Genomic DNA, 23180 nt, shown 5'->3' with positions numbered 1-23180 from the left:
TTATTTATGCTGAGCAAAAAAATTCGCAGGTTCTTGATTCTGGGTGTGCTTGCACTGCTGGTCGCAGCGGCAGGCTACTGGAACATCAGCCCGGAAAGTTTTCTGGAGCAGAAAGCGGCAGTTGTCGATCCGGGCGCTATCGACTTCTACGCCACCAAGACGCACAGCCTGCAGTTCTTGCCTGACGGCAAACTTCAGTACGACATGACATCCGACAAGGTCGAGCATCTTAAGGCCTCGGACATCACGCTTCTGACCAACCCCGACCTGCAACTGTTTCGCGGCGCCCTGTATCCTTGGCACGTACAAAGTTTGAAGGGCGAAGTCTCGCCTGGCGGCACTCAAGTCGAGCTGATTGACTCGGTACGTGTCGCTCGAACAGACGAAAAGAACCGGACAACCATTATTACCAGTAGTCGAATGACGGTATTCCCACAGAAGCAATATGCGCAGACCGAGCAAGCCGTTAGAATCGACGGCTTCGGCGGTGTTACCACCGGAACGGGTATGAAAGCGTATTTGAACGACGGCAGGATGAACCTGCTCTCCCACGTAAGAGGACAGTATGAGGCTCGTTAAAACCCTCCCTTTTTTGCTCGGACTGGGCACAGTACTGGGAAGCGTGAGCGCTTGGGCTCTCCCGACGGACCGCGATCAGCCTATTCATATCCAGTCTGACGATGCGCAACTCGATGACAAGCAAGGCATTGCCACCTATAAAGGCAACGTCATCATCACCCAAGGCACCATGAAGATCACCGGCAACACGGTGACCATCACCCGAACATCTACCGGCGAAGTCAACGTCTTTACTTCGGTGGGCAATCTTGCTTACTACGAACAGACCCCCGAACTGAACAAGCCTATTGTTCAGGCCTACGGCGTGACCATTCAGTATTTCGCCCTTGATAACAAAATCGTCCTGATCGATAAGGCCAAGGTGATCAACGACGGCAACACCTCCGAAGGTGAAAAAATCATCTACGACACGGTGAAGCAGATCGTTAACGCCGGTCGCGCAAACGGCACCAAATTGACCGCGCCGCGACCCCGGATCGACATGGTCATTCAGCCAAAAAACAAACCCGACGCGCAGAAGGCCCCTTAATGGCGACGCTGAAAGCCCAGCACTTGGCTAAAGCCTACAAGGGTCGGCAGGTCGTACGCGATGTCAGCTTGTCTATCGACAGCGGTCAGATCGTCGGACTGCTTGGCCCTAACGGCGCAGGTAAAACAACCTGTTTCTACATGATCGTAGGCCTGGCACAAGCCGATCAGGGCCGTGTATTGATTGACGACCTAGACGTCAGCCACCAGCCAATGCACGGTCGTGCGCGGGCCGGGATCGGTTACCTGCCGCAGGAAGCGTCTATTTTTCGCAAGCTGTCGGTTGCCGATAACATCATGGCGATACTCGAGACCCGCAAGGAACTCGATCGCGCGGCACGTCGCAAAGAACTGGAAAGCCTGCTGCAGGAATTCCACATCAGTCACATTCGCGACAACCTGGGCATGAGCCTTTCCGGCGGCGAACGCCGTCGCGTAGAAATCGCACGCGCCTTGGCAACTTCACCCAAGTTCATTTTGCTGGATGAGCCGTTTGCAGGTGTCGACCCGATTTCAGTGGGCGATATCAAGCAGATCATCTACCACTTGAAAGCCAAGGGGATTGGCGTTTTGATTACCGATCACAACGTTCGCGATACGCTGGATATTTGTGAAACGGCCTATATCGTCAACGATGGTCAACTGATCGCCGAAGGTAATTCAGAAACCATTCTGGCCAACCAATTGGTTAAAGAGGTTTACCTCGGCCATGAATTCCGCCTGTAAGGTCTGCGGTATTTCGCTCTTCACAGGCGACGGACGCTAGAATCTCGCGTTGGCAAGCGTTTTAATTGTCAGCGCACTCTAGGCAAACACTTAGGTTTCAGGCATATAATTTGCTTAAGTTGGCGCTTCGGCGCCCTGTAGTAGATGGCGCATGAGCGCCGGCGAATAAGGTGTTAAGCCCCAGCCATGAAACCATCGCTAGTCCTGAGAATGGGCCAGCAGCTGACGATGACACCTCAGCTGCAACAGGCCATCCGCCTCCTCCAACTGTCGACCCTGGACCTTCAACAAGAGATCCAGGAAGCGTTGGAGTCCAATCCTATGCTGGAGCGCCAGGAAGAAGGCGACGACTTCGACAACGCCGATCCGGTTGCCGACAGCGTAGAGAAACCTAATCCTGACGTTCAGGAACCGACCTATCAGGAAGCTGCCCCCACGGTAGACAACCTGGAAGACGGCGACTGGAGTGAGCGCACACCCAACGAGTTGCCTGTTGATACGGCTTGGGACGACGTTTACCAGACCAGCACCAGCAGCCTGCCGAGCAACGATGATGACGAGTGGGATTTCACCACCCGCACATCCGTTGGCGAAAGCCTGCAGAGCCATCTGCTGTGGCAGCTGAACCTGGCACCAATGTCCGATACCGACCGCCTGATCGCCGTGACGTTGATCGACTGCATTAACAATCAGGGTTACCTCGACGAATCGCTTGAGGAGATTCTCGATGCTTTCGATCCGGAGATGGACGTTGAACTGGATGAAATAGAAGCGGTGCTGCACCGTATCCAGCAATTCGAACCTGCGGGTATCGGCGCTCGTAACCTGAGCGAATGCCTGTCACTGCAATTGCGCCAGTTACCGGCAAAAACCCGCTGGCTGGCAGAAGCACAGCGCCTGGTAGGCGATTACATCGACCTGCTCGGCAGCCGCGATTACAGTCAGTTGATGCGACGCATGAAGCTCAAGGAAGATGAGCTACGCCAAGTGATCGAACTGGTACAGAGCCTCAACCCGCGTCCAGGTTCGCAAATTGAATCCGCTGAAGCCGAATACGTCGTGCCCGACGTGATCGTGCGCAAAGACAACGAACGCTGGTTGGTGGAACTTAATCAAGAGTCGGTGCCACGCCTACGGGTCAACCCTCAGTACGCAGGCTTCGTTCGCCGGGCCGATACCAGCGCCGACAACACGTTCATGCGCAATCAACTGCAAGAAGCCCGCTGGTTCATCAAGAGCCTGCAAAGCCGCAATGAAACCTTAATGAAGGTGGCGACGCAGATTGTAGAGCATCAGCGCGGCTTTCTTGAGTACGGTGACGAAGCGATGAAGCCGTTGGTCTTGCATGACATCGCAGAAGCTGTCGGCATGCACGAGTCGACAATTTCCCGGGTGACCACTCAGAAATTCATGCACACCCCCCGTGGCATTTACGAACTGAAATATTTCTTTTCAAGCCACGTAAGCACCTCAGAGGGCGGTGAGTGTTCGTCCACAGCCATCCGCGCGATCATCAAAAAACTGGTTGCAGCGGAAAATCAGAAAAAGCCGTTGAGTGACAGCAAGATCGCTGGTTTACTGGAGGCACAAGGCATTCAGGTAGCCCGTCGCACGGTCGCCAAATACCGCGAATCACTAGGCATCGCGCCTTCGAGCGAGCGCAAGCGATTGATGTGACGAGGACTTGAAGCTGTAGCGTTCCAGTGGCAGGTATTTAGCCTGCCTCTTTATGCACTGGCAACGAAGGAGACGCTGTATGCAAGTCAACATCAGTGGACACCAGCTAGAAGTGACAAAGCCCCTGCGTGAGTACATTGAGCTCAAACTCAAAAAGCTAGAAGGGCACTTTGACAAGATTACAAATGTGCAGGTAACGATGGCGGTCGAGAAACTGAAACAGAAGATCGAAGCCACGCTGCACATCCACGGTGGGGAGGTAGTCGCTAACGCAGAACATGACGACATGTATGCGGCCATCGATCTACTTACTGACAAGCTCGACAGACAATTGCTCAAGCATAAGGAAAAGCAGCAGAACATCCTTAAAGGTGCGACAGCTCGCTAAACACTCCCAACTCATGATCCGACTTGAAAATATCCTGACCCCCGGCCGTTCCATCGTGAATGTGCCGGGCGGCAGCAAAGAAAAAGCACTCAGGCAAGTTGCCAATCTGATCGGCCATGAACTGCCAGGTCTGGATTCGCACGATATCTTCGAGAAGCTGACCGCTCGCGAAAAACTCGGTTCGACCGGTTTTGGCAACGGCATCGCCATCCCACACTGCCGCCTGAATGGTTGCAGCGACCCTATCAGTGCCTTAATTCATCTGGATGCCCCGATTGACTACGACGCCATTGATGGCGCTCCAGTTGATCTGTTATTCGTTCTGCTTGTACCCGAAGCCGCCACAGACGCTCACCTTGAGTTGCTGCGACAAATCGCCAGCATGCTCGACCGCAAAGATGTGCGTGACCGGCTGCGCGGCGCAAAAAGTAGCGAGGCTCTCTACCAGGTGGTTCTGGACGTGCAGAACGGACATTAATCATGCGAATGATCATCGTCAGTGGCCGATCTGGCTCCGGCAAAAGCACCGCGCTCAATGTGCTGGAAGATAACGGCTTTTATTGCATCGATAATTTGCCCGCCGGCCTGCTTCCCGAACTGGCTGACCGCGCCCTTGTTCATACCGAATTGGCGGAACCGCTGGTCGCCGTCTCAATTGACGCGCGGAACCTGCCGAGCCATTTATTCCGCTTTCCACAGCTGCTCGAAGAACTCCGCAGTCGGCACATTCAATGCGATGTGCTGTACCTGGACGCAGACGAAGAGACGCTGCTCAAACGCTTCTCGGAAACCCGTCGCCGCCACCCACTAAGCAGCGCCAATCGCTCGCTGGCTGAAGCGATACGAGACGAAAGCTCCCTGCTCGGCCCGATCATTGACCTGGCTGACCTGAAGATCAATACCACGCTCCTCAATCTCTATCAGCTGCGCGACATGATCAAGCTGCGCTTGTTGAACAAGCCGGAGCCAGGAACCGCATTTTTGGTGGAGTCGTTTGGCTTCAAGCGCGGCATGCCGGCGGACGCAGATCTGGTATTCGACGTGCGCTGTCTGCCGAACCCATACTGGAAGCCAGAGCTGCGTGAACAATCAGGTCTCGACCAACCCGTTATCGAGTACTTGGCCGCTCAGCCTGACGTTGAAGAGATGTTCCAGGATATCTACACCTATTTGAACAAATGGTTGCCGCGCTTTGCCGCCAGCAACCGTGCTTACGTCACTATTGCCATTGGCTGCACCGGCGGGCATCACCGTTCCGTCTACCTGACCGAGCGTTTGGGTCAGGTGTTGCAGCAATCCCTCAAGAACGTTCAGGTTCGCCACCGCGACCTCAACTGATAGGACTTACATCGCGATGCCCGTTCATCAAATTACCATTATCAATAAGCTCGGACTGCATGCGCGTGCCGCAGCAAAATTCGTCGGCGTCGCTGGCAGGTTTCCGTGCAAGATTCGAGTCGGTCGCGACGCTGAAAGTATGGTCGACGGCAAGAGCATCATGGCCGTTATGATGTTGGCCGCCGGCAAAGGCACTGATATTCACCTGCACACCGAAGGCGATGAAGAACAAGCGGCACTGGATGGGTTGATTGCGTTGATTAACAACCGGTTTGATGAGGGCGAGTGATCTACTCTCACAGCGATTCCGGCAGACCCTGAATAGTAGGCGCTGAACATTCCATCGCAGCCTTCGCCAGCCCCTACAATTCCAATATTTGTAATTCAGTCAGTTGAATTTGGTCCCCCAGATGATTCACATCCTTCTGTAGGAGCCAACCTGTTGGCGAAGCGGTCAACCTGATTTACACGCATCAGGCCCCTCGCCAACAAGTTGCTCCTACAGATAGGGGCCATTTAGCTCCCTGCCACCGTCATCCGCTCGATCAACACCGAACCCGTGCGAATGTTACTGCGCAGTTCAAGATCGCTGCCGATGGCGACGATTTGTTTGAACATGTCCCGCAGGTTGCCAGCGATGGTGACCTCCTGAACCGGGAATTGAATCTCGCCGTTTTCAACCCAAAAACCCGCTGCGCCACGGGAGTAATCACCCGTGACCATGTTCAAACCGCTGCCCATCAACTCGGTAACCAACAGGCCGCGTCCCATGCGACGCAATAAGGCCGCCTGATCTTCAACGCCATGGGTGACGAACAGGTTATGCACGCCGCCTGAGTTTGCGGTACTCGGCAAGCCCAGCTTGCGCCCGGAATAGGTGCCCAACACGTAAGACACCAGATCACCATTCTCCACGAATGGTTTGGCGTAGGTCGCCAGCCCGTCGCCGTCGAACGCAGAGCTGCCCATGGCGCGCATCAGGTGAGGACGTTCGTCGAGGGTTAGCCATTCAGGGAACAAACGTTGGCCCATCGCGCCTTCGAGAAATGACGACTTACGGTAAAGATTGCCGCCGGAGATGGCCGACAAGAAATGTCCGAACAGGCCGCCCGCCAGTTCCGCAGAAAACAATACCGGGACTTCGCACGTCGGGACCGGCCGTGCGCCCAAACGGCTAGCGGCACGTTGCGCGGCACGTCGACCGATACTCTGAGCGTCGGCCAACAGCTCCCCTTGACGGCTGACGTCATACCAGTAGTCGCGCTGCATCTGGCCGTCGCCTTCGGCAATCATCACGCAGCTCAGGCTGTGACGGGTCGAAGCAGAGCTACCGATGAAGCCGTGGCTGTTGCCATAAACACGGCAGCCTTGATGGGTATTAAGCGTAGTGCCGTCGGCATTCTTGATCCGGCTGTCGGCGTCAAACGCCGCCGCTTCACAGATCAAAGCGCGCTCAATGGCTTGTTCCGGCGTTATGTCCCACGCTTGAAACAGGTCGAAATCCTGCAACTCTTTAGCCATCAACGCGGCGTCGGCAAGGCCCGAGCTTTCGTCTTCGGACGTATGCTTGGCGATGGCTAGCGCCGCAGCCACTGTTTCACGAATGGCGTCAGCGCCGCTGGCCGACGTACTGGCAGAGCCTTTGCGCTGGCCGACATACAGGGTAATACCGAACCCTTGGTCGCGATTAAATTCGACGGTTTCCACTTCGCGTTGCCGAACCGATGTCGACAAACCCTGTTCCAGCGATACCGCGACTTCACAGGCGCTAGCGCCCTGGCGCTTGGCTTCAGCGAGAATCTGCTCTACCTGATCTTGCAGTGCCGGCAACGCTTGTGGGCCGACGCTTTGAGATTCACTCATGACTTTCTCCATCAAATTCTGCTTTCGGCATAGGCCGAATACCGACCGGGCCGGACAAGCGGCCCCCGACTGGTTATCATGGCGGCGATTATTAGCGGACTGCCCCCATGGTTGATTCTTACGACGACTCCCTCGACGAGGGTAAAAGCAAAACTCAGGTCAAACGCGAGCTACATGCTCTGGTTGACATGGGCGAGCGCCTGACCACACTCAAGCCTGACCTGCTGGCGAAGCTGCCCCTGACCGACGCCCTGCGCCGGGCCTTGGCTGAAGCGCCTAAGCACACGGCAAACATTGCGCGTAAGCGGCATATCCTGTTCATCGGCAAATTGATGCGCGATCAAGACCTTGACGCCATTCTGGTATTGCTCGATCAACTGGATGCCTCCACTCGCCAATACAACGAACGCTTTCACGGCCTCGAACGCTGGCGTGATCGCTTGCTTGTCGGCACCGACGACGTGATTGAAAAGTTTGTCGGTGATTACCCGGAAGCGGACCGTCAGCAACTGCGCTCGTTCATTCGTCAGGCTCAACATGAGCTGGCGCAAAACAAGCCACCGGCCGCCAGCCGTAAACTGTTCAAGTACATCCGTGAGCTCGACGAGACCCATCGCGGTCTGCGCTAGCCTTCGCTCCGGGGTAGGTGATTTTTATCACCCAACCCCGGCTCACGTTCAACCGCCTGTACCACCTACCGTGATGGCATCGATCTTCAAGGTCGGCTGACCCACACCCACGGGTAATGACTGACCGTCTTTACCGCAAGTGCCTACGCCGCTGTCCAGCGACAGGTCGGTGCCGACCATCGACACTCGACTCATGGCTTCTGGCCCGTTGCCAATCAAGGTCGCGCCTTTGACCGGCGCAGTGATCTTTCCGTCTTCAATCAAATACGCTTCGCTGGTCGAGAACACGAACTTGCCGCTGGTGATGTCCACTTGTCCGCCGCCCAGGTTCGCGCAGTAAATACCGCGCTTCACCGAAGCAATGATTTCCGCAGGATCACTCTGTCCAGCCAGCATGTAGGTATTGGTCATGCGCGGCATCGGCAGGTGCGCATAGGATTCACGGCGGCCATTGCCGGTCCGGGCCACGCCCATCAACCGCGCATTGAGCTTGTCTTGCATGTAGCCCTTGAGCACGCCGTTTTCAATCAGTGTGGTGCATTGGGTCGGCGTGCCTTCATCGTCCACAGACAACGAACCCCGGCGACCGGCCAACGTACCGTCGTCGACGATGGTGCACAGCTTGGACGCAACCATTTCACCCATGCGCCCGCTGTACGCGGAGCTGCCTTTGCGGTTGAAATCGCCTTCCAGACCATGACCAACCGCTTCATGCAACAGCACACCCGACCATCCCGGCCCCAGAACCACAGGCAAGGTGCCCGCAGGTGCCGGAATCGCTTCGAGATTGACCAGTGCCTGACGCAGCGCTTCACGGGCGTAGCCCATGGCGCGGTCATCGCTCAAGAAATAACGGTAATCGGTACGCCCACCACCGCCGTGACCGCCGCGTTCACGTCGGCCGTTTTGCTCGACAATGACGCTGACGTTAAATCGCACCAGCGGACGCACATCTGCGGCCAAGCTACCATCGGTAGACGCTACCAGAATGCGTTCCCAGACACCGGCCATGCTGACGGTGACTTGCTGAATACGTGAATCCAATGCGCGGGTGGCGACATCGATACGCTTGAGCAACTCGACCTTCTCCGCCCGGCTCATGACTTCAAGCGGGTTATCCGGCGCGTACAGCTGCGCCACGTCTTGCGTCGTAAACGCCTGAACCGTGCCTTGTTGCCCTGCCCGGGAAATCGAACGCGCGGCACGTGCTGCCAAGCTCAACGCTTCGTGGGTAATAGTGTTGCTGTAGGCAAAGCCGGTTTTCTCACCCGACTGCGCCCGCACGCCGACGCCTTGATCGAGGTTGAAACTGCCTTCCTTGACGATGCCGTCTTCCAATGCCCAGGATTCGGAAATCTGTCCCTGGAAATACAGGTCAGCCGCATCGATCCCTGGTCCGGCCAGCTCGCCAAGAACCGACTGCAAGCTGTCGAGGCTCAGGCCGCCAGGCGCTAAAAGGTGTTCGCTGACAGAGGACAAATCGCTCATATTGACTCCGAGGTGTGCACAGGCCGCACGGCGTCCTGCGAAAAAAATCGCCGGTGATTAGACACCGGCATCCGCGCCCGTATGGACGCCTGTTCATCACTGTTGCGCTCGGCTAGCAGCACAGCCTCTCCCTGGGCCTGTTCGGCCAAAACCCGCCCCCAAGGGTCGATTATCGCCGCGTGCCCGTAAGTTTCCCGGGGGCCAGGGTGAATTCCGCCTTGCGCCGCTGCCAGCAGGTAACACTGGGTTTCTATCGCACGTGCCCGAATCAGGATGTCCCAATGTGCAGCACCGGTCACCGCAGTGAATGCCGACGGCGCGGTAATTAGCTGCGCCCCCGCCTCACGTAGCGCGCTGTACAACTCGGGGAAGCGCAGGTCGTAACACACGCTCAACCCCAAGCGTCCTACGGGAGTGTCCGCTACTACCACGTTGTTTCCGTGAGCGTAGTCATCGGACTCACGGTATCGGCCACGGCTATCGGCAACGTCCACATCAAACAGGTGCAACTTGTCGTAACGCGCTACTGGCTCGCCGTGTTCATCGATCAACAACGAACACGCGGTCACTTTGCCGTGCGGTCGGTCACTCGGTGGCAGCGGTAATGTGCCGGCAACTATCCATAACTTGAGGTCGCGGGCGACCAGTTTCAACCATGGCAGGATTGGACCTTCGCCTAACGCTTCGGCACGACCGATTTCCGCGACGTCTCGACGACCCATTGCAGCGAAGTTTTCCGGCAGTACGGCGAGGCGTGCGCCAGCCGCTGCCGCCTGCTCCAGAAGGCGACGGGCCTGAGCAAGATTGGCCAGCACATCGCTGTTGCTGACCATTTGAATCACGGCAAAAGACATGGCGCGCTCCGGACAAGACATGCGGCCACTGTACTCCAACCCGCGCTATTGAGGTTTTTCAAAAGGTTTGTAGAACGTGATTTTCGGGTCTTTGACAGGTCCTTGGACGCTGTATTGCACGCTGGCAAACCGGGCGACCTTATCGCCCAATAGCTTATCGACCAGGAACAAGGCACCGCCAATTGCAGGTGCACCTATGATCAGCGCAGCAATGGGCAGGTTATTGGTCACCGGCAGCGTCACGAGTAGTTTCGCGTCGACTCGGTCCTTGACCATGTCCAACGTGCCATCAAGCTCAAGGTTGCTCGATGGACCGGTCAAAGTGATCGGGTTGCGCGTTACATAGACGCCATCGCTGGCAACCAGCAGGCCTTTGACTTGATCGTAGCTCAGGCCTTTACCGAGCAAGTCCGAGAAATCCAGGCGTAATCGGCGGCCAATGGAGTTGAAGTTCAGCAGGCCAAACACCCTGAGCGCCTGAGCAGTGCCTTCGACTTCAACGAACTGGCCTCGGCGCAATGTCGCATCGAGGCTGCCCGAGTAACGCTTGAGCGCAACCCAGGCGGGTGAGCCGGGCCAGCGGCCATCGGCGTTAAGCTCGAAGGACTCACTAGTAACTGAGGGCGCAAAGCCCCAGGCTTTCAACACATCTGCCAAGTTCTTACCGTCGATTTGACCCTTGTACCAACTGCTGGTCGATCCGGGCGCCCCTTCCCACCCCCCTTCACCCTGCAGCAACATGCCTTTGAGACCCAGGCTCAAATCCGACAGTCGTGTTCCGTTCGGGGCCGGTCGCGCCTTAAGCGACCAGCCGCCAATCAATTGATCGCCCTGAAACAGCTGGGTGATCTTGATGTCCATGGCCGGAATCGAGCGGGGATCAACATCCGCCAGCGGGTCCGGTGCATTCTCTACCACGGCGGCATTGGGGTCGGCGGCTGGCAACTTCACGTACAGCAGGTCGATAGCGATCGGCGCCGTTTTCGCGTCGGGCAAACTGGCGCTACCTTTGAGCAATGAACTGTCCACCGCCACGGCCCATGCAGCGTCTTTGCGATCAAGCTGCACGCTGACATTTTCGAGAGTCGAACCCAAAGCGCTCAGCTTGCCGATTTGCAGGTCTGCGTTGCTCAACAGCTGCTTGGCGCTGCCGCCGGGATCGTTACCCGCATAGCGGTCGACTACGCTTTTCCAGGGTGCAACGTCCAACTCGGACAATTCACCGCGCACTCTCAGGCCTTTGGCGTCTGGAACAACCGCGCCGCCCTTACCGAGAAACAGCTCACCCCGCCCTTGCGCCATCTTTCCAGCGGGTGAAGCGAAAGCGAGGTTGGCAAGGTCGCCGTAGGTGACCCAGAAACGCCGCTCCGGGCCTTGCAAATTCATTCGAAACTGGCTGTCACGGGACTCATCAGCGCCCTTGCCGAACGGTGCCGGCAAGTCGACAGCGAGTCCTTTAAGGTTGGAATCAATCTGAAGCTGGCTGTTGGCACCGCCCAGGGTCACTTGCAATTGGAACGGCATATCGCCGGAAACCGGCATCGGCTGGGAATCCCCCAACCATTCGGCGAGGCGTTTCTGTCCCACTTGGCCGCTGGCGGCGATCCGGGTAGTGATCGCCCCGGGTTTGCCTTCGGCAAAAATTTGCGCGGTGACGGAGTGTTCAAACGCTTGAGCGCGAATGTTGTTGCCGCTCAGGCCCTTGGTGTTGTCGAAGCGAAACGAGCCTTTGAGTTGGGTCAAGTCCAGTGAAGGGTTCGCCAACCTCAGACGCGAACCGTCGGTGTCGAAATCCACCAAAACTTTAGGTTCTTCGCCTTTTCCCAAGGGTATGTCCAGTTTGAGTTTGCCCTGCAAGGGGCCATCACCCTGCCAACCAGCGAACGTATCCGCGGTCCCTATGGGCGCTTCCTGGAGGATTTTCACGCCGTCGGCCAAATCCCCCGCGAAGTCACTGTCGACCAATAAATGGCTATTTTTCCCGGCAGCGGCATGGGGAATATTAACCAGGACATTGCTGACTTGGGTGTTCAGCAGAGTGCCCTTACTGGCCTTGATTCTGACGCCAGCCCCATCAACAAATACTTTGCCGTCTACGCCGCTCAGTTGCGGCCAACCCGGTTGAAACGCCAACGAAGCGTCGTGAACTTTGAAAAACAGACTGATGTTACGCGCCGCATCCACTGCATCGTGCTGCAGCGAGCCTTGATACTGGAAGTAACCCTGATCCACGACGCCTCCCAGAATCGAAGTGCGTAACCACTCATCCAGCGCCGGGCTAAGCACTGCCGGTAAATACTTGCCGGTGTAACGACCATCTCCATCAACCAGACCGACACGCAGGTCCATGTAGTCTTCCAGCGGAGAATCGAAGTGCAGCCTAATCAGAAAATCGCTGGCGATTTGCCCCTCGTCGCCGAGCACCTTGATATACGGCGCAATCAAGGTAAAACCTTGCTTGTCCAGCTTCCAGGTCAATCGGGCGTTGGCTTTCTGGTATTGCCACGGTTTAGCAAAGATCGGATACAGGTACAGCATGAAGTCGTCGGTATCGAGGCGCAGCTCACCCTGACCTAAATCGCCACTGATGCTGCCACTGACATTTCCGGCCGCCGGGGCGCCGTGGTAGGCGTTGAAACCTACTTTGTCGAGATTGGCGGCAAAACTGAACCGTGTGTCGTCAGTGGCCTGAGGTCGGTAATCAAGCAGGACGTTGCGCACACCGCCGGTCACTTTCAGGTTATCCAGCACCACCATGAGTTGATCGGGCAGCGGCGCCAGCGAGTCAAGAATCGGCGTAATAGGCGTCAGATCCAGACGGTCGGCCTGCACGTGCCAGCGTTCGTCGTTGTCGGCAGTGGCAGCTTGCTGCTTGAGCTGAATTCGGCTTTCCCAGCGTTTGTCGCCAATGTTCATCGCCAGTGATTCGAGGGACAGGGTAAAACCCGTCTCTTCACGCCGGAACCAGGCATTGACTGCCAGATTGCTGATCTTGGCCGGCTTGCGGTCAGCGTAGGCACCGATGAACTGCGGCGCATTCACCCGGGCCACCGCACTTTGCAGCATGCCTTTGCCCCACGTCAGCCATAGCTCACCGCCCGCCTTAAGCGAAGACAACTTCCACTGCTGGGTGAGGCTGGCTGGCAGCCAATGCGCCCAATCACTTTGCGGCAGGCTCATGTACGCTTGGGCTTCGCCATCGCGCCAATTTTGCGGCTGCACCCGTGAACGCAGGTTGAGCGCCATCGGCTGGCCATCCGGCAAGGTCAAACGCGCGTCAAGCCGCTGGTTATCGCCCGCAGTTTCGAGGGTAAAACTGAGATAGGTGAACGTTAGCGGTGGCTGCCCATAGGGCTGCAATGTGACCTGGCTGTCGAGCAATGACAGGCGTGCCACCGCTTTTATCTGGGTCAACATCTGTTCTGGATCGAGCGGTTTATCGTCTTTAACCGGCAGTCCCTGAAGTGCCCAATGCCCGTCATGGTCTTCTTTGAGGCTCAGTTGCAAGCCATCGAGTTCAAGATGAGCGATGCGCACTTCGTGGGCCACCAAGCTGGCCCAAAGATCCGGCACTGCCCTGACATGATCCAGGCGCAACGCGTTGGCGCCATCGCCTACGATCACATCATGGGCCAACAACACGGGGGCAAACCCACTCCAACGACCTTCAAGACTGCCGATGCTCAGAGGCATATCCAATGCGGCGCGGGCTTTGGTCTCAATCTCGGAGCGATACTCGGCGACCAGCGGGACCAGCTGCCTGCCCACACTGACGTAGAGCGCCGTCAGCACCAAAAACAACGCGCACGAGCCCAAGCCCAAACGAATCAAGACGCCAAGAACCCGTGTCAGCCGCCCCATATCAGCGGACCGTCCAAGTTAAAGTCTGAACATGCCAACGGCACAGCCGCGCAGTCATCGGGAGGATCGGGGATTGCTCATTCGCCACGCATAATTCTCATTAGAAGGCGTCCTGCCATTATTCTGAAGCTGACGGGTCGCTGATCAGAGCAACACGACGTCATATTGTTCCTGGGAGTACATGGTCTCGACCTGAAAACGAATAGTGCGGCCGATAAAACCTTCCAACTCAGCGACATTACCTGACTCTTCGTCAAGCAGGCGGTCCACGACTTTCTGATTCGCCAACACACGATAGCCTTCAGCTTGATACGCGCGGGCTTCACGGAGGATTTCGCGAAAAATTTCGTAGCAAACTGTTTCGGGGGTCTTTAACTTGCCGCGGCCCTGACAACTGCTGCAGGGCTCGCACAGCACTTGCTCAAGACTTTCGCGGGTGCGCTTGCGGGTCATCTGCACCAGGCCCAACTCGGTAATGCCGATGATGTTGGTCTTGGCGTGATCGCGCTCCAGTTGTTTTTCCAGCGTTCGCAAAACCTGACGCTGGTGTTCACCATCCTCCATGTCAATGAAGTCGATGATGATGATCCCGCCCAGATTGCGCAGGCGTAGTTGGCGTGCAATGGCGGTGGCGGCTTCGAGATTGGTCTTGAAGATAGTTTCTTCCAGGTTGCGATGACCAACAAACGCACCGGTATTGACGTCGATGGTGCTCATCGCTTCGGCCGGGTCGATCACCAGGTAGCCGCCCGACTTGAGCGGCACCTTACGTTCGAGGGCTTTCTGGATTTCGTCTTCGACGCCATACAGGTCGAAAATAGGCCGCTCGCCAGGGTAATGCTCCAGACGATCGGCAATTTCCGGCATTAGCTCGGAGACGAATTGAGTGGTTCTCTGAAAGGTTTCCCGTGAATCAATACGAATTTTTTCGATCCGGGGGCTGACCAGATCACGCAACGTGCGCAAAGCCAGGCCGAGGTCTTCGTAAATCACGCTGGGGGCGCTGACGGTCTGGATTTGCACGCCAATTTGATCCCACAGACGGCGCAGGTAGCGGATGTCCATTAGGATCTCATCGGCGCCGGCACCTTCGGCTGCCGTTCGCAGAATAAAACCGCCGGCTTCCTTGATGCCTTCTTGCGCGACGCAGTCGGTAACTACTTTTTTGAGTCGCTCACGCTCAGCCTCGTCTTCGATTCTCAGCGAAATTCCAACGTGAGCGGTCCGGGGCATGTACACCAGGTAGCGCGACGGGATCGACAATTGAGTGGTAAGGCGGGCACCTTTGCTGCCGATCGGGTCTTTGGTGACTTGCACCACCAGGCCCTGACCTTCGTGAACCAGCGAGCTGATACTTTCAACCGACGGGCCTTCGCGCATGGAGATTTCCGAGGCGTGAATAAACGCGGCGCGGTCCAAACCAATGTCGATAAACGCCGCTTGCATGCCGGGTAAGACCCGCACGACTTTGCCTTTGTAAATGTTGCCAACGATACCGCGCCGCTGGGTCCGCTCAACGTGGACTTCCTGCAGCACACCGTTCTCAACCACGGCCACGCGCGACTCCATCGGCGTGATGTTGATCAGTATCTCTTCACTCATGGCTTCTTACCTTCCAGGCGTTGCCAACAGGGTATGCCGAAACGGCCAAGCATTTCTGCGGTTTCGCACAATGGCAAACCGACGACGGCTGAATAACTGCCTTGCAGGCTATCGACGAATATCGCCGCCAGTCCTTGAATTGCATAACCACCAGCCTTGTCTTGTGGTTCGCCGCTGTCCCAATAGGCCTGAGCCTCCGCGCTCTTGATCGAACGAAACCGAACAAGGCTATGGACGGTGCGAACTTCAGATCTTTGATGGTCGACGAGCGCAACGGAGGTCAGCACTTCATGCTCCCGGCCGGACAGTGCACTCAGCATGGCCAGTGCATCGGCTTGATCAACCGGTTTGCCCAGGATTCGACCGTCGAGAACAACGGCGGTATCGGCGCCCAAGACGCACGCTGTTGGGCCCGTTGCGTTGATTGCGAGCAACGCCAAACCCGCCTCGGCCTTTGCGCTCGCCAGCCGCTCCACGTAGGCCACCGGAGACTCTTCAGGAAAAGGGGTTTCGTCTATGTCAGCGCTGAGCGTGGTAAAGGGCACGCCTATCTGCGTCAATAACTCACGGCGACGCGGTGAACCAGAAGCCAGATAAAGCAAGGGCATAAGGACATCTCCTTGTCGGTGATCAGGGCATCGCCACTGTGTTCGTGACTCTGCGAAAAATGCCACCGTGGAAAACGTCAGCCAAGTACATGACCGGTTAAACAGCTCAATAAATAGCCAAGCGCTTGCTCAAGCCTCTCAAGCCATAACTGACCCATGGCCACAGTAGCGCACTGACCAGCGCTGGCAATACCAACGCCAGCGTGGGCTGGCGATTACCGGTCAAGGCACTCAACCAAAGTTGCGCCAACTGCGCCAAGCCGAAAATCACCAGAATGACCATGCACTGCTGCCACATCGGGAAGGTGCGCATACGCTGCTGCAGGGACATCACTAAAAAGGTGATCAGGGTCAGAATCATCGCGTTCTGTCCGAGCAATGTGCCATAAAGCACGTCTTCGGCCAGCCCGAGCATCCACGCAGTGGTCATGCCGATTTTATGTGGCAGTGCCAACGCCCAGAACGCCAACAGCAGCGCTAGCCAGAGCGGGCGAAATATTTCCATGAACTGCGGCAGTGGCGAGACACTCAGCAGCAGGCCGATAGCAAAACTGAACCACACTACCCAACCATTTTTTGCGGGCGCCAGACGGACCATTATTCTTCCCTTGCCTTAGGTGCTGCGGGTGCGGTAACCGGTGGCTTGGGCACAGCGGTCTTGACCGGCGGCTTCGCAGCCGGGATCGCCGCCGCATGAGGTGCGGGGACCGCTGGCGCCGGAACCGTCGTATGCGCCGGCGCTGTCGAGCCATGGGCTGAGGCTGGCGACGTCGGGGCATGCGAAGCAGCCGGCGTTGCAGGGGCCGCAACAGCGTGCGCCGCAGCAGGGGTCGCTGGGGCATGCACCGCACCGACAGTAGATATAGCGTGCGTACCCGCAGGTATCACACCGCCGGGCACCGAAGGATTGGCAGGCGTAGCGGCCTCTGCGCCAGGATGATCAATCGCCTCCTGAGCTTGCGCGGCGTCGGCCGCCCGTTGCTCGGGTGACCGGCCATCACTGAACACCAACAACAGGTAACGGCTGCGATTCAATGCAGCAGTGGGAACGGCTCGCACAATGGCGAAAGGTTGGCCAGGGTCGTGAATCACTTCCTTGACCGTCGCCACCGGGTAACCCGCCGGGAAGCGCTGGCCGAGGCCAGAACTGACCAACAGGTCGCCTTCCTTGATGTCGGCCGTGTCGGCCACATGCCGCAGTTCCAGGCGTTCCGGATTGCCGGTGCCGCTGGCAATGGCACGCAAGCCGTTGCGATTGACCTGAACCGGGATGCTGTGGGTGGTATCGGTCAGCAGCAGGACTCGGGAGGTATAGGGCATCAGCTCGACCACCTGGCCCATCAGACCCCGCGCATCAAGGACGGGCTGACCCAGCACCACGCCGTCGCGCTCACCCTTGTTGATGATGATGCGTTGTGTAAACGGATTCGGGTCCATGCCGATCAACTCGGCCACTTCGACCTTTTCGTTGACCAGCGCGGAAGAGTTGAGCAATTCGCGCAGACGCACATTCTGCTCAGTCAAGGCCGCCAGCTTTTGCAGGCGCCCTTGCAGCAGCAAGGCTTCAGTCTTGAGTTTTTCGTTCTCGGCGACAAGTTCGGTGCGGCTGCCAAATTGGCTGGCGACACCTTGATAAAGGCGTTGAGGTAGATCGGCAATCCAGTAGGACTGCATCAATACCAGCGACATCTGGCTGCGGACGGGCTTCAAAACCGTGAAACGGGCATCCACCACCATCAGCGCAACGGATAAGACGACCAGTACCAACAGGCGCACACCCAGTGAGGGGCCTTTTGCGAAAAGCGGTTTAATAGGCCGCTCCTCGCGGGCATGCGTTCGATGGATTGAGCATCAACTGGTTGTACTTATTCTTCATACGGCATGCAACCGGCCTAACAACAATGGACAGAAAATAACGCCCTATTTGGCGCCAGCCTAACGAATACAGGCAGCATTGCTGCTACCTGTAGACCACGGCTGCTGGGCTTTGCGCTCAGCGAACTCACTCGGTAGAGAGCAGATCCATGGTGTGTTTGTCCATCATTTCCAGCGCACGACCGCCGCCGCGAGCAACGCAGGTCAGCGGGTCTTCGGCAACGATCACCGGCAAACCTGTTTCCTGGGCCAGCAACTTGTCGAGGTCACGCAACAAGGCGCCACCACCGGTCAGTACCAGACCGCGCTCGGCGATGTCCGAAGCCAATTCCGGCGGCGATTGCTCCAGCGCGCTTTTAACCGCCTGAACGATGGTCGCCAAGGATTCCTGCAGCGCTTCAAGCACTTCGTTGGAGTTCAGCGTAAAGGCACGTGGAACGCCTTCAGCCAGGTTACGGCCACGTACGTCAACTTCCCGCACTTCTCCGCCTGGGTAAGCGGTGCCGATTTCCTGCTTGATGCGCTCGGCTGTGGATTCACCAATCAGGCTGCCGTAGTTGCGACGCACGTAAGTGATGATCGCTTCGTCGAAACGGTCGCCGCCCACTCGCACGGACTCGGCATACACCACACCGTTGAGTGAGATCAGTGCGATTTCAGTGGTACCACCACCGATATCGACAACCATCGAGCCGCGCGCTTCTTCCACTGGCAAGCCAGCACCGATCGCGGCAGCCATTGGCTCCTCGATCAGGAACACTTCACGAGCACCGGCACCAAGGGCCGATTCACGGATGGCCCGACGCTCCACCTGGGTGGATTTGCACGGTACGCAGATCAGCACCCGAGGGCTTGGCTGCAGAAAGCTGTTTTCATGAACCTTGTTGATAAAGTACTGCAGCATTTTTTCGCACACGCTGAAGTCGGCAATAACGCCGTCTTTCATCGGACGAATGGCCGCGATATTGCCTGGAGTCCGGCCGAGCATACGCTTGGCTTCCATCCCGACCGCAACGACGCTTTTCTGATTCCCGTGGGTGCGGATAGCCACAACCGACGGTTCATTCAGTACGATACCGCGCTCACGCACGTAAATAAGGGTGTTGGCAGTGCCCAGGTCGATCGAGAGATCGCTTGAGAACATGCCACGCAGTTTCTTGAACATGGGAAAAGGACCCTAGGCAACGCGTGAGTAAAAAAGTGCGGCAAACTCTAACAACGACAGGGATTTTGGGCAAGGAGCCAATATGTTAAATTGGCTGTTTTTCCAAGCACGACCTAAGACGTTCGCGGCCATACGACCGCAGAAATGCGGTAGTGTTCGCACAATCTAACACACGGATCCCATCCGTCTGCTTTCCACTGGAGATTCCCATGGCGCTTGATCGCTCCGACGTGGAAAAAATCGCTCATTTGGCTCGATTAGGCCTGAATGAAGCTGATATTCCGCGTACTACCGATGCACTTAATAATATTCTCGGGCTGGTAGATCAGATGCAAGCCGTCGATACCCGCGGTATCGAGCCACTGGCGCACCCGCTCGAAGCCTCTCAACGCCTTCGTGCGGACGTCGTGACCGAGCGAAATCAGCGCGACGCTTACCAAGCCATCGCACCAGCGGTCGAAAACGGCCTTTATCTGGTTCCGAAAGTCATCGAGTAAGGGAAAGAGCCTGCAATGCACCATTTGACTCTGGCCGAGATCGCCCGCGGACTCGCCGAAAAAAAGTTTTCTTCCGAAGAATTGACTCAGGTTTTGCTGGCGCGTATCGCCCAACTTGACCCCAAGATCAATAGCTTCATCACGCTCACCGAAGACCTGGCAACTGTCCAGGCGCGCGCGGCTGATGCCCGGCGCGCTGCTGGCGAGAGTGGCGCCCTGCTGGGTGTCCCTTTGGCTCACAAAGATTTGTTCTGCACACAGGGCGTACGCACCAGTTGCGGCTCGAAGATGCTTGACAACTTCAAAGCACCCTACGACGCAACCATTGTTGCCAAGCTGGCGGCGGCGGGCACAGTGACGCTGGGCAAGACCAACATGGACGAGTTCGCCATGGGTTCTGCCAACGAGTCGAGCTACTACGGCCCTGTTAAAAACCCGTGGAACCTCGAACATGTTCCCGGCGGCTCGTCGGGCGGTTCGGCAGCCGCCGTAGCCGCTCGTCTGCTACCTGCCGCTACGGGCACTGACACCGGCGGTTCCATTCGTCAGCCGGCGGCATTGACCAACCTCACCGGCCTGAAACCGACATACGGTCGTGTGTCGCGCTGGGGAATGATCGCGTACGCCTCCAGCCTCGATCAGGCCGGTCCATTGGCACGCACCGCTGAAGACTGCGCCCTGCTGCTGCAAGGCATGGCCGGCTTCGATCCGCAGGACTCCACCAGCATCGACGAGCCCGTGCCGGATTACGCCGCCAGCCTCAACGGCTCGCTACAAGGGCTGCGTATCGGCATTCCAAAAGAATACTTCGGTGCAGGTCTTGACCCACGCATCGCTGAATTGGTGCTTGAAAGCGTCAAGGAGCTGGAAAAACTCGGCGCCGTCGTCAAGGAAGTCAGCCTGCCAAACCTGCAACACGCCATCCCGGCTTACTACGTGATCGCGCCCGCTGAGGCCTCGTCGAACCTGTCACGTTTCGATGGCGTGCGTTTTGGCCATCGTTGTGAAGACCCGAAAAACCTTGAAGACCTGTACAAGCGTTCTCGGGCAGAAGGCTTCGGCCCAGAAGTGCAGCGGCGAATTTTGGTCGGCGCCTATGCGCTGTCCGCCGGTTATTACGACGCGTACTACCTGCAAGCGCAGAAAATTCGTCGCCTTATCAAGAACGACTTCATGAACGCGTTCACTGAAGTTGACGTGATTCTGGGTCCAACCACGCCGAACCCGGCCTGGAAAATCGGCGCCAAGAACGATGATCCGATTTCTGCCTATCTGGAAGACTTCTACACCATCACCGCCAACCTCGCGGGCTTGCCAGGCTTGTCCATGCCAGCTGGTTTCGTTGAAGGCTTGCCCGTTGGGGTGCAATTGCTGGCCCCGTATTTCCAGGAAGGCCGCTTGCTAAACGTCGCTCACCAGTATCAACAAGTGACCGATTGGCACACGCGCACGCCATCAGGCTTCTAAGGAGAAAACACATGCAATGGGAAGTTGTGATCGGGCTGGAGATTCATACTCAGCTCTCGACCCAATCGAAGATTTTCTCCGGCAGCAGCACCACGTTTGGCTCTGAGCCGAACACCCAAGCCAGCCTTGTCGACCTCGGCATGCCTGGCGTATTGCCGGTGCTCAACCAGGAAGCGGTGCGGATGGCGGTCAAGCTGGGCTTGGCGATTGACGCCGAGATTGGCCAACACAACGTGTTCGCGCGCAAAAACTATTTCTACCCGGATCTGCCAAAGGGTTATCAGATCAGCCAAATGGAGTTGCCAATTGTTGGCAAGGGCCATCTGGACATCACCTTGGAAGACGGCACGGTCAAACGTATCGGCGTCACCCGCGCGCACTTGGAAGAAGATGCCGGCAAAAGCCTGCATGAAGATTTCAACGGCATGACCGGGATTGACCTGAACCGCGCGGGCACGCCGCTGCTGGAAATCGTTTCCGAACCCGACATGCGTTCCGCCAAAGAAGCCGTGGCTTACGTCAAAGCCATGCACGCACTGGTTCGTTACCTGGACATTTGCGACGGCAACATGGCTGAAGGCTCTCTGCGTTGCGACTGTAACGTGTCGATCCGTCCGTTTGGGCAAGTCGAGTTTGGCACCCGCTGCGAGATCAAGAACGTCAACTCGTTCCGCTTCATCGAGAAAGCCATCAACACCGAAGTTCGGCGCCAGATCGAGCTGATCGAAGACGGTGGGCGCGTCATCCAGCAAACCCGTCTGTACGACCCAAGCAAAGACGAAACCCGCGCCATGCGTAGCAAAGAGGAAGCCAACGACTACCGTTACTTCCCGGACCCAGACCTGCTGCCGGTGGTGATCGAGAATTCGTTCCTCGATGAAGTCCGCGCCACCCTGCCTGAATTGCCGCCGCAAAAACGCGAACGCTTCCAGGCGCAGTTTGGCTTATCGGCTTACGACGCCAGCGTGTTGGCTTCGAGCCGTGAGCAAGCCGATTACTTCGAAAAAGTCGTGAGCATCAGTGGCGACGCCAAACTGGCCGCCAACTGGGTCATGGTCGAACTGGGCAGCTTGCTGAACAAACTGGCCGTGGAAATTGACCAATCACCGGTCAGCGCCGAGCAATTGGGCGGCATGCTGCTGCGCATTACCGACAACACCATCTCCGGCAAGATCGCGAAGATGGTGTTTGAAGGCATGGCCAATGGCGAAGGCAGCGCTGATGAAGTCATTGAGCAACGCGGCCTGAAACAAGTCACCGACAGCGGCGCCATCGAGTCCATGCTCGACGAAATGCTGGCGGTCAACGCCCAACAAGTCCTGGATTACCGTGCAGCAGACGAAGCCAAACGCGGCAAGATGTTCGGCTTCTTCGTCGGCCAGGCCATGAAAGCGTCCAAAGGCAAAGCCAACCCGCAACAGGTGAATGAACTGCTGAAAAACAAACTGGAGGGGTAACCCCGGATTCGGGGTCTCATCCTATGCAGGTGTGGGACCGAATTCATTCGCGAATGCAGCACCGCGGTCACTCAAATACACCGCGTTGTCCGCTTCCCGAATGAACTCGGTCCCACAGAAGTGTTGGGTTAATCCAAGCCGACAAACATTGAAGGACCAAACCATGTGGCGGCTCTTCAGCGCGTGCGCATTACTGAGTGTGCTGGCCGGTTGTGCCAGCCATGACATCAATCCCCGTGGTTACAACGAAACCGGTAGCGCTTCGTTTTACGGTGCCAAGCATCAAGGTAAACGCACTGCCAGCGGTGAGCGTTTCGACCAAAACTCACTGACCGCCGCACACCGAGACTTACCCTTCGGCACGCGGCTGTTGGTGACTAATCTGGATAACAATAAAACCGTCGAAGTTCGGGTCAATGATCGCGGCCCTCACACCCGCGGGCGTCTGATCGATTTGTCACGCAAAGCGGCAGAACAACTCGGTATGCTGGGCGCTGGTGTGGCGCAGGTACGCGTACAGACCTTAGGCAACTGACGGGTGAATTGAATTCTCGAGCTATCCACGCTTGCGCTGCCGA

General features: G+C 57.1%; 22 protein-coding genes. 13 read left to right on the top strand and 9 right to left on the bottom strand.

The features are described from left to right. Positions 1-6 precede the first annotated feature (6 nt). The 8 genes from lptC (at position 7) to RHM65_RS10345 (ending at position 5525) form a co-directional block, all read left to right on the top strand. Entirely contained in the window at positions 7-579 is a 573-nt protein-coding gene (gene lptC / locus RHM65_RS10380; protein WP_322184906.1) for an LPS export ABC transporter periplasmic protein LptC, read from the top strand. Beyond that, positions 566-1108: a lipopolysaccharide transport periplasmic protein LptA gene (lptA, locus tag RHM65_RS10375; protein WP_322166063.1), complete on the top strand. Its 543-nt coding sequence runs from the start codon at positions 566-568 to the stop codon at positions 1106-1108. Before lptC ends, lptA begins: the two co-directional genes overlap by 14 nt. After that, positions 1108-1833, top strand: a complete 726-nt coding sequence (gene lptB, locus RHM65_RS10370; protein ID WP_322166064.1) for an LPS export ABC transporter ATP-binding protein — start codon at positions 1108-1110, stop codon at positions 1831-1833. The genes lptA and lptB overlap by 1 nt, the downstream gene beginning before the upstream one ends. Positions 1834-2019: 186 nt before the next feature. Beyond that, positions 2020-3510: an RNA polymerase factor sigma-54 gene (locus tag RHM65_RS10365; RefSeq protein WP_322184904.1), complete on the top strand. Its 1491-nt coding sequence runs from the start codon at positions 2020-2022 to the stop codon at positions 3508-3510. 79 nt (positions 3511-3589) lie between these two features. Continuing rightward, complete coding sequence (gene hpf / locus RHM65_RS10360; RefSeq protein ID WP_065832888.1) at positions 3590-3898, top strand: ribosome hibernation-promoting factor, HPF/YfiA family; 309 nt, start codon at positions 3590-3592, stop codon at positions 3896-3898. A 13-nt stretch (positions 3899-3911) separates the two neighbouring features. After that, positions 3912-4376, top strand: coding sequence for a PTS IIA-like nitrogen regulatory protein PtsN (gene ptsN / locus RHM65_RS10355; protein WP_322166066.1), 465 nt, complete (start codon positions 3912-3914; stop codon positions 4374-4376). Between the two features lie 2 nt (positions 4377-4378). Continuing rightward, complete coding sequence (gene rapZ, locus RHM65_RS10350; protein WP_322166067.1) at positions 4379-5236, top strand: RNase adapter RapZ; 858 nt, start codon at positions 4379-4381, stop codon at positions 5234-5236. 16 nt (positions 5237-5252) lie between these two features. Further along, complete coding sequence (locus tag RHM65_RS10345) at positions 5253-5525, top strand: HPr family phosphocarrier protein (RefSeq protein WP_322166068.1); 273 nt, start codon at positions 5253-5255, stop codon at positions 5523-5525. Between the two features lie 227 nt (positions 5526-5752). On the opposite strand, the gene pmbA is transcribed toward RHM65_RS10345, so the two are convergent. Further along, a complete protein-coding gene (pmbA, locus tag RHM65_RS10340; protein WP_322184902.1) occupies positions 5753-7099 on the bottom strand; it encodes a metalloprotease PmbA in 1347 nt (448 codons plus the stop codon). A 107-nt stretch (positions 7100-7206) separates the two neighbouring features. Here pmbA and yjgA point away from each other — a divergent pair, with 107 nt between their 5' ends. Continuing rightward, positions 7207-7728, top strand: a complete 522-nt coding sequence (gene yjgA / locus RHM65_RS10335) for a ribosome biogenesis factor YjgA (protein ID WP_322166070.1) — start codon at positions 7207-7209, stop codon at positions 7726-7728. A gap of 48 nt (positions 7729-7776) precedes the next feature. Here the strand turns inward: yjgA and tldD are convergent, their stop codons facing one another. The 8 genes from tldD to mreB form a co-directional block, all read right to left on the bottom strand. After that, the gene (tldD, locus tag RHM65_RS10330) at positions 7777-9216 is read right to left on the bottom strand and encodes a metalloprotease TldD (protein ID WP_322184900.1); all 1440 of its coding nucleotides are present in this window, start codon (positions 9214-9216) and stop codon (positions 7777-7779) included. Then, positions 9213-10070: a carbon-nitrogen hydrolase family protein gene (locus RHM65_RS10325; RefSeq protein WP_322166072.1), complete on the bottom strand. Its 858-nt coding sequence runs from the start codon at positions 10068-10070 to the stop codon at positions 9213-9215. The genes tldD and RHM65_RS10325 overlap by 4 nt, the downstream gene beginning before the upstream one ends. A 45-nt stretch (positions 10071-10115) precedes the next feature. Further along, positions 10116-13931, bottom strand: a complete 3816-nt coding sequence (locus RHM65_RS10320) for a YhdP family protein (protein WP_322184898.1) — start codon at positions 13929-13931, stop codon at positions 10116-10118. Between the two features lie 144 nt (positions 13932-14075). Beyond that, positions 14076-15533, bottom strand: a complete 1458-nt coding sequence (gene rng / locus RHM65_RS10315) for a ribonuclease G (RefSeq protein ID WP_322184896.1) — start codon at positions 15531-15533, stop codon at positions 14076-14078. Next, complete coding sequence (locus RHM65_RS10310) at positions 15530-16141, bottom strand: Maf family protein (RefSeq protein ID WP_322166075.1); 612 nt, start codon at positions 16139-16141, stop codon at positions 15530-15532. Before RHM65_RS10310 ends, rng begins: the two co-directional genes overlap by 4 nt. 106 nt (positions 16142-16247) lie before the next feature. After that, positions 16248-16739: a rod shape-determining protein MreD gene (gene mreD, locus RHM65_RS10305; protein WP_322166076.1), complete on the bottom strand. Its 492-nt coding sequence runs from the start codon at positions 16737-16739 to the stop codon at positions 16248-16250. Further along, a complete protein-coding gene (gene mreC, locus RHM65_RS10300; RefSeq protein WP_416195127.1) occupies positions 16739-17917 on the bottom strand; it encodes a rod shape-determining protein MreC in 1179 nt (392 codons plus the stop codon). Before mreC ends, mreD begins: the two co-directional genes overlap by 1 nt. 226 nt (positions 17918-18143) lie before the next feature. Beyond that, entirely contained in the window at positions 18144-19181 is a 1038-nt protein-coding gene (gene mreB / locus RHM65_RS10295; RefSeq protein WP_322166077.1) for a rod shape-determining protein MreB, read from the bottom strand. 209 nt (positions 19182-19390) lie between these two features. Here mreB and gatC point away from each other — a divergent pair, with 209 nt between their 5' ends. The 4 genes from gatC (at position 19391) to RHM65_RS10275 (ending at position 23137) form a co-directional block, all read left to right on the top strand. Beyond that, positions 19391-19678 carry an Asp-tRNA(Asn)/Glu-tRNA(Gln) amidotransferase subunit GatC gene (gene gatC, locus RHM65_RS10290; RefSeq protein ID WP_322166078.1) on the top strand — a complete coding sequence of 96 codons (288 nt, stop codon included), beginning with the start codon at positions 19391-19393 and terminating at the stop codon, positions 19676-19678. A gap of 15 nt (positions 19679-19693) precedes the next feature. Further along, positions 19694-21145 carry an Asp-tRNA(Asn)/Glu-tRNA(Gln) amidotransferase subunit GatA gene (gatA, locus tag RHM65_RS10285; protein ID WP_322184894.1) on the top strand — a complete coding sequence of 484 codons (1452 nt, stop codon included), beginning with the start codon at positions 19694-19696 and terminating at the stop codon, positions 21143-21145. Positions 21146-21156: 11 nt separating this feature from the next. Continuing rightward, the gene (gene gatB / locus RHM65_RS10280) at positions 21157-22602 is read left to right on the top strand and encodes an Asp-tRNA(Asn)/Glu-tRNA(Gln) amidotransferase subunit GatB (RefSeq protein WP_322184893.1); all 1446 of its coding nucleotides are present in this window, start codon (positions 21157-21159) and stop codon (positions 22600-22602) included. 163 nt (positions 22603-22765) lie between these two features. Beyond that, positions 22766-23137: a septal ring lytic transglycosylase RlpA family protein gene (locus RHM65_RS10275; protein ID WP_322184891.1), complete on the top strand. Its 372-nt coding sequence runs from the start codon at positions 22766-22768 to the stop codon at positions 23135-23137. The last annotated feature ends 43 nt before the right edge of the window (positions 23138-23180 follow it).

It is taken from the genome of Pseudomonas sp. CCI4.2 (assembly GCF_034350045.1).
In the GTDB taxonomy this organism is placed as follows: Bacteria; Pseudomonadota; Gammaproteobacteria; order Pseudomonadales; family Pseudomonadaceae; genus Aquipseudomonas.
The sequence above is the reverse complement of the archived record's forward strand: the minus strand, read 5'-3'. Positions and strand labels throughout refer to the sequence as shown.

Bases quoted from the DNA above. Each gene is read 5' to 3' on its own strand.
- gatA (WP_322184894.1), top strand. From the start codon at position 19,694: ATGCACCATTTGACTCTGGCCGAGATCGCCCGCGGACTCGCCGAAAAA.
- hpf (WP_065832888.1), top strand. From the start codon at position 3,590: ATGCAAGTCAACATCAGTGGACACCAGCTAGAAGTGACAAAGCCCCTG.
- RHM65_RS10345 (WP_322166068.1), top strand. From the start codon at position 5,253: ATGCCCGTTCATCAAATTACCATTATCAATAAGCTCGGACTGCATGCG.
- RHM65_RS10365 (WP_322184904.1), top strand. From the start codon at position 2,020: ATGAAACCATCGCTAGTCCTGAGAATGGGCCAGCAGCTGACGATGACA.
- ptsN (WP_322166066.1), top strand. From the start codon at position 3,912: ATGATCCGACTTGAAAATATCCTGACCCCCGGCCGTTCCATCGTGAAT.
- RHM65_RS10320 (WP_322184898.1), bottom strand. From the start codon at position 13,931: ATGGGGCGGCTGACACGGGTTCTTGGCGTCTTGATTCGTTTGGGCTTG.
- rng (WP_322184896.1), bottom strand. From the start codon at position 15,533: ATGAGTGAAGAGATACTGATCAACATCACGCCGATGGAGTCGCGCGTG.
- lptB (WP_322166064.1), top strand. From the start codon at position 1,108: ATGGCGACGCTGAAAGCCCAGCACTTGGCTAAAGCCTACAAGGGTCGG.
- mreD (WP_322166076.1), bottom strand. From the start codon at position 16,739: ATGGTCCGTCTGGCGCCCGCAAAAAATGGTTGGGTAGTGTGGTTCAGT.
- rapZ (WP_322166067.1), top strand. From the start codon at position 4,379: ATGCGAATGATCATCGTCAGTGGCCGATCTGGCTCCGGCAAAAGCACC.
- pmbA (WP_322184902.1), bottom strand. From the start codon at position 7,099: ATGAGTGAATCTCAAAGCGTCGGCCCACAAGCGTTGCCGGCACTGCAA.
- lptC (WP_322184906.1), top strand. From the start codon at position 7: ATGCTGAGCAAAAAAATTCGCAGGTTCTTGATTCTGGGTGTGCTTGCA.
- gatB (WP_322184893.1), top strand. From the start codon at position 21,157: ATGCAATGGGAAGTTGTGATCGGGCTGGAGATTCATACTCAGCTCTCG.
- RHM65_RS10275 (WP_322184891.1), top strand. From the start codon at position 22,766: ATGTGGCGGCTCTTCAGCGCGTGCGCATTACTGAGTGTGCTGGCCGGT.
- mreB (WP_322166077.1), bottom strand. From the start codon at position 19,181: ATGTTCAAGAAACTGCGTGGCATGTTCTCAAGCGATCTCTCGATCGAC.
- yjgA (WP_322166070.1), top strand. From the start codon at position 7,207: ATGGTTGATTCTTACGACGACTCCCTCGACGAGGGTAAAAGCAAAACT.
- lptA (WP_322166063.1), top strand. From the start codon at position 566: ATGAGGCTCGTTAAAACCCTCCCTTTTTTGCTCGGACTGGGCACAGTA.
- tldD (WP_322184900.1), bottom strand. From the start codon at position 9,216: ATGAGCGATTTGTCCTCTGTCAGCGAACACCTTTTAGCGCCTGGCGGC.
- RHM65_RS10325 (WP_322166072.1), bottom strand. From the start codon at position 10,070: ATGTCTTTTGCCGTGATTCAAATGGTCAGCAACAGCGATGTGCTGGCC.
- RHM65_RS10310 (WP_322166075.1), bottom strand. From the start codon at position 16,141: ATGCCCTTGCTTTATCTGGCTTCTGGTTCACCGCGTCGCCGTGAGTTA.
- gatC (WP_322166078.1), top strand. From the start codon at position 19,391: ATGGCGCTTGATCGCTCCGACGTGGAAAAAATCGCTCATTTGGCTCGA.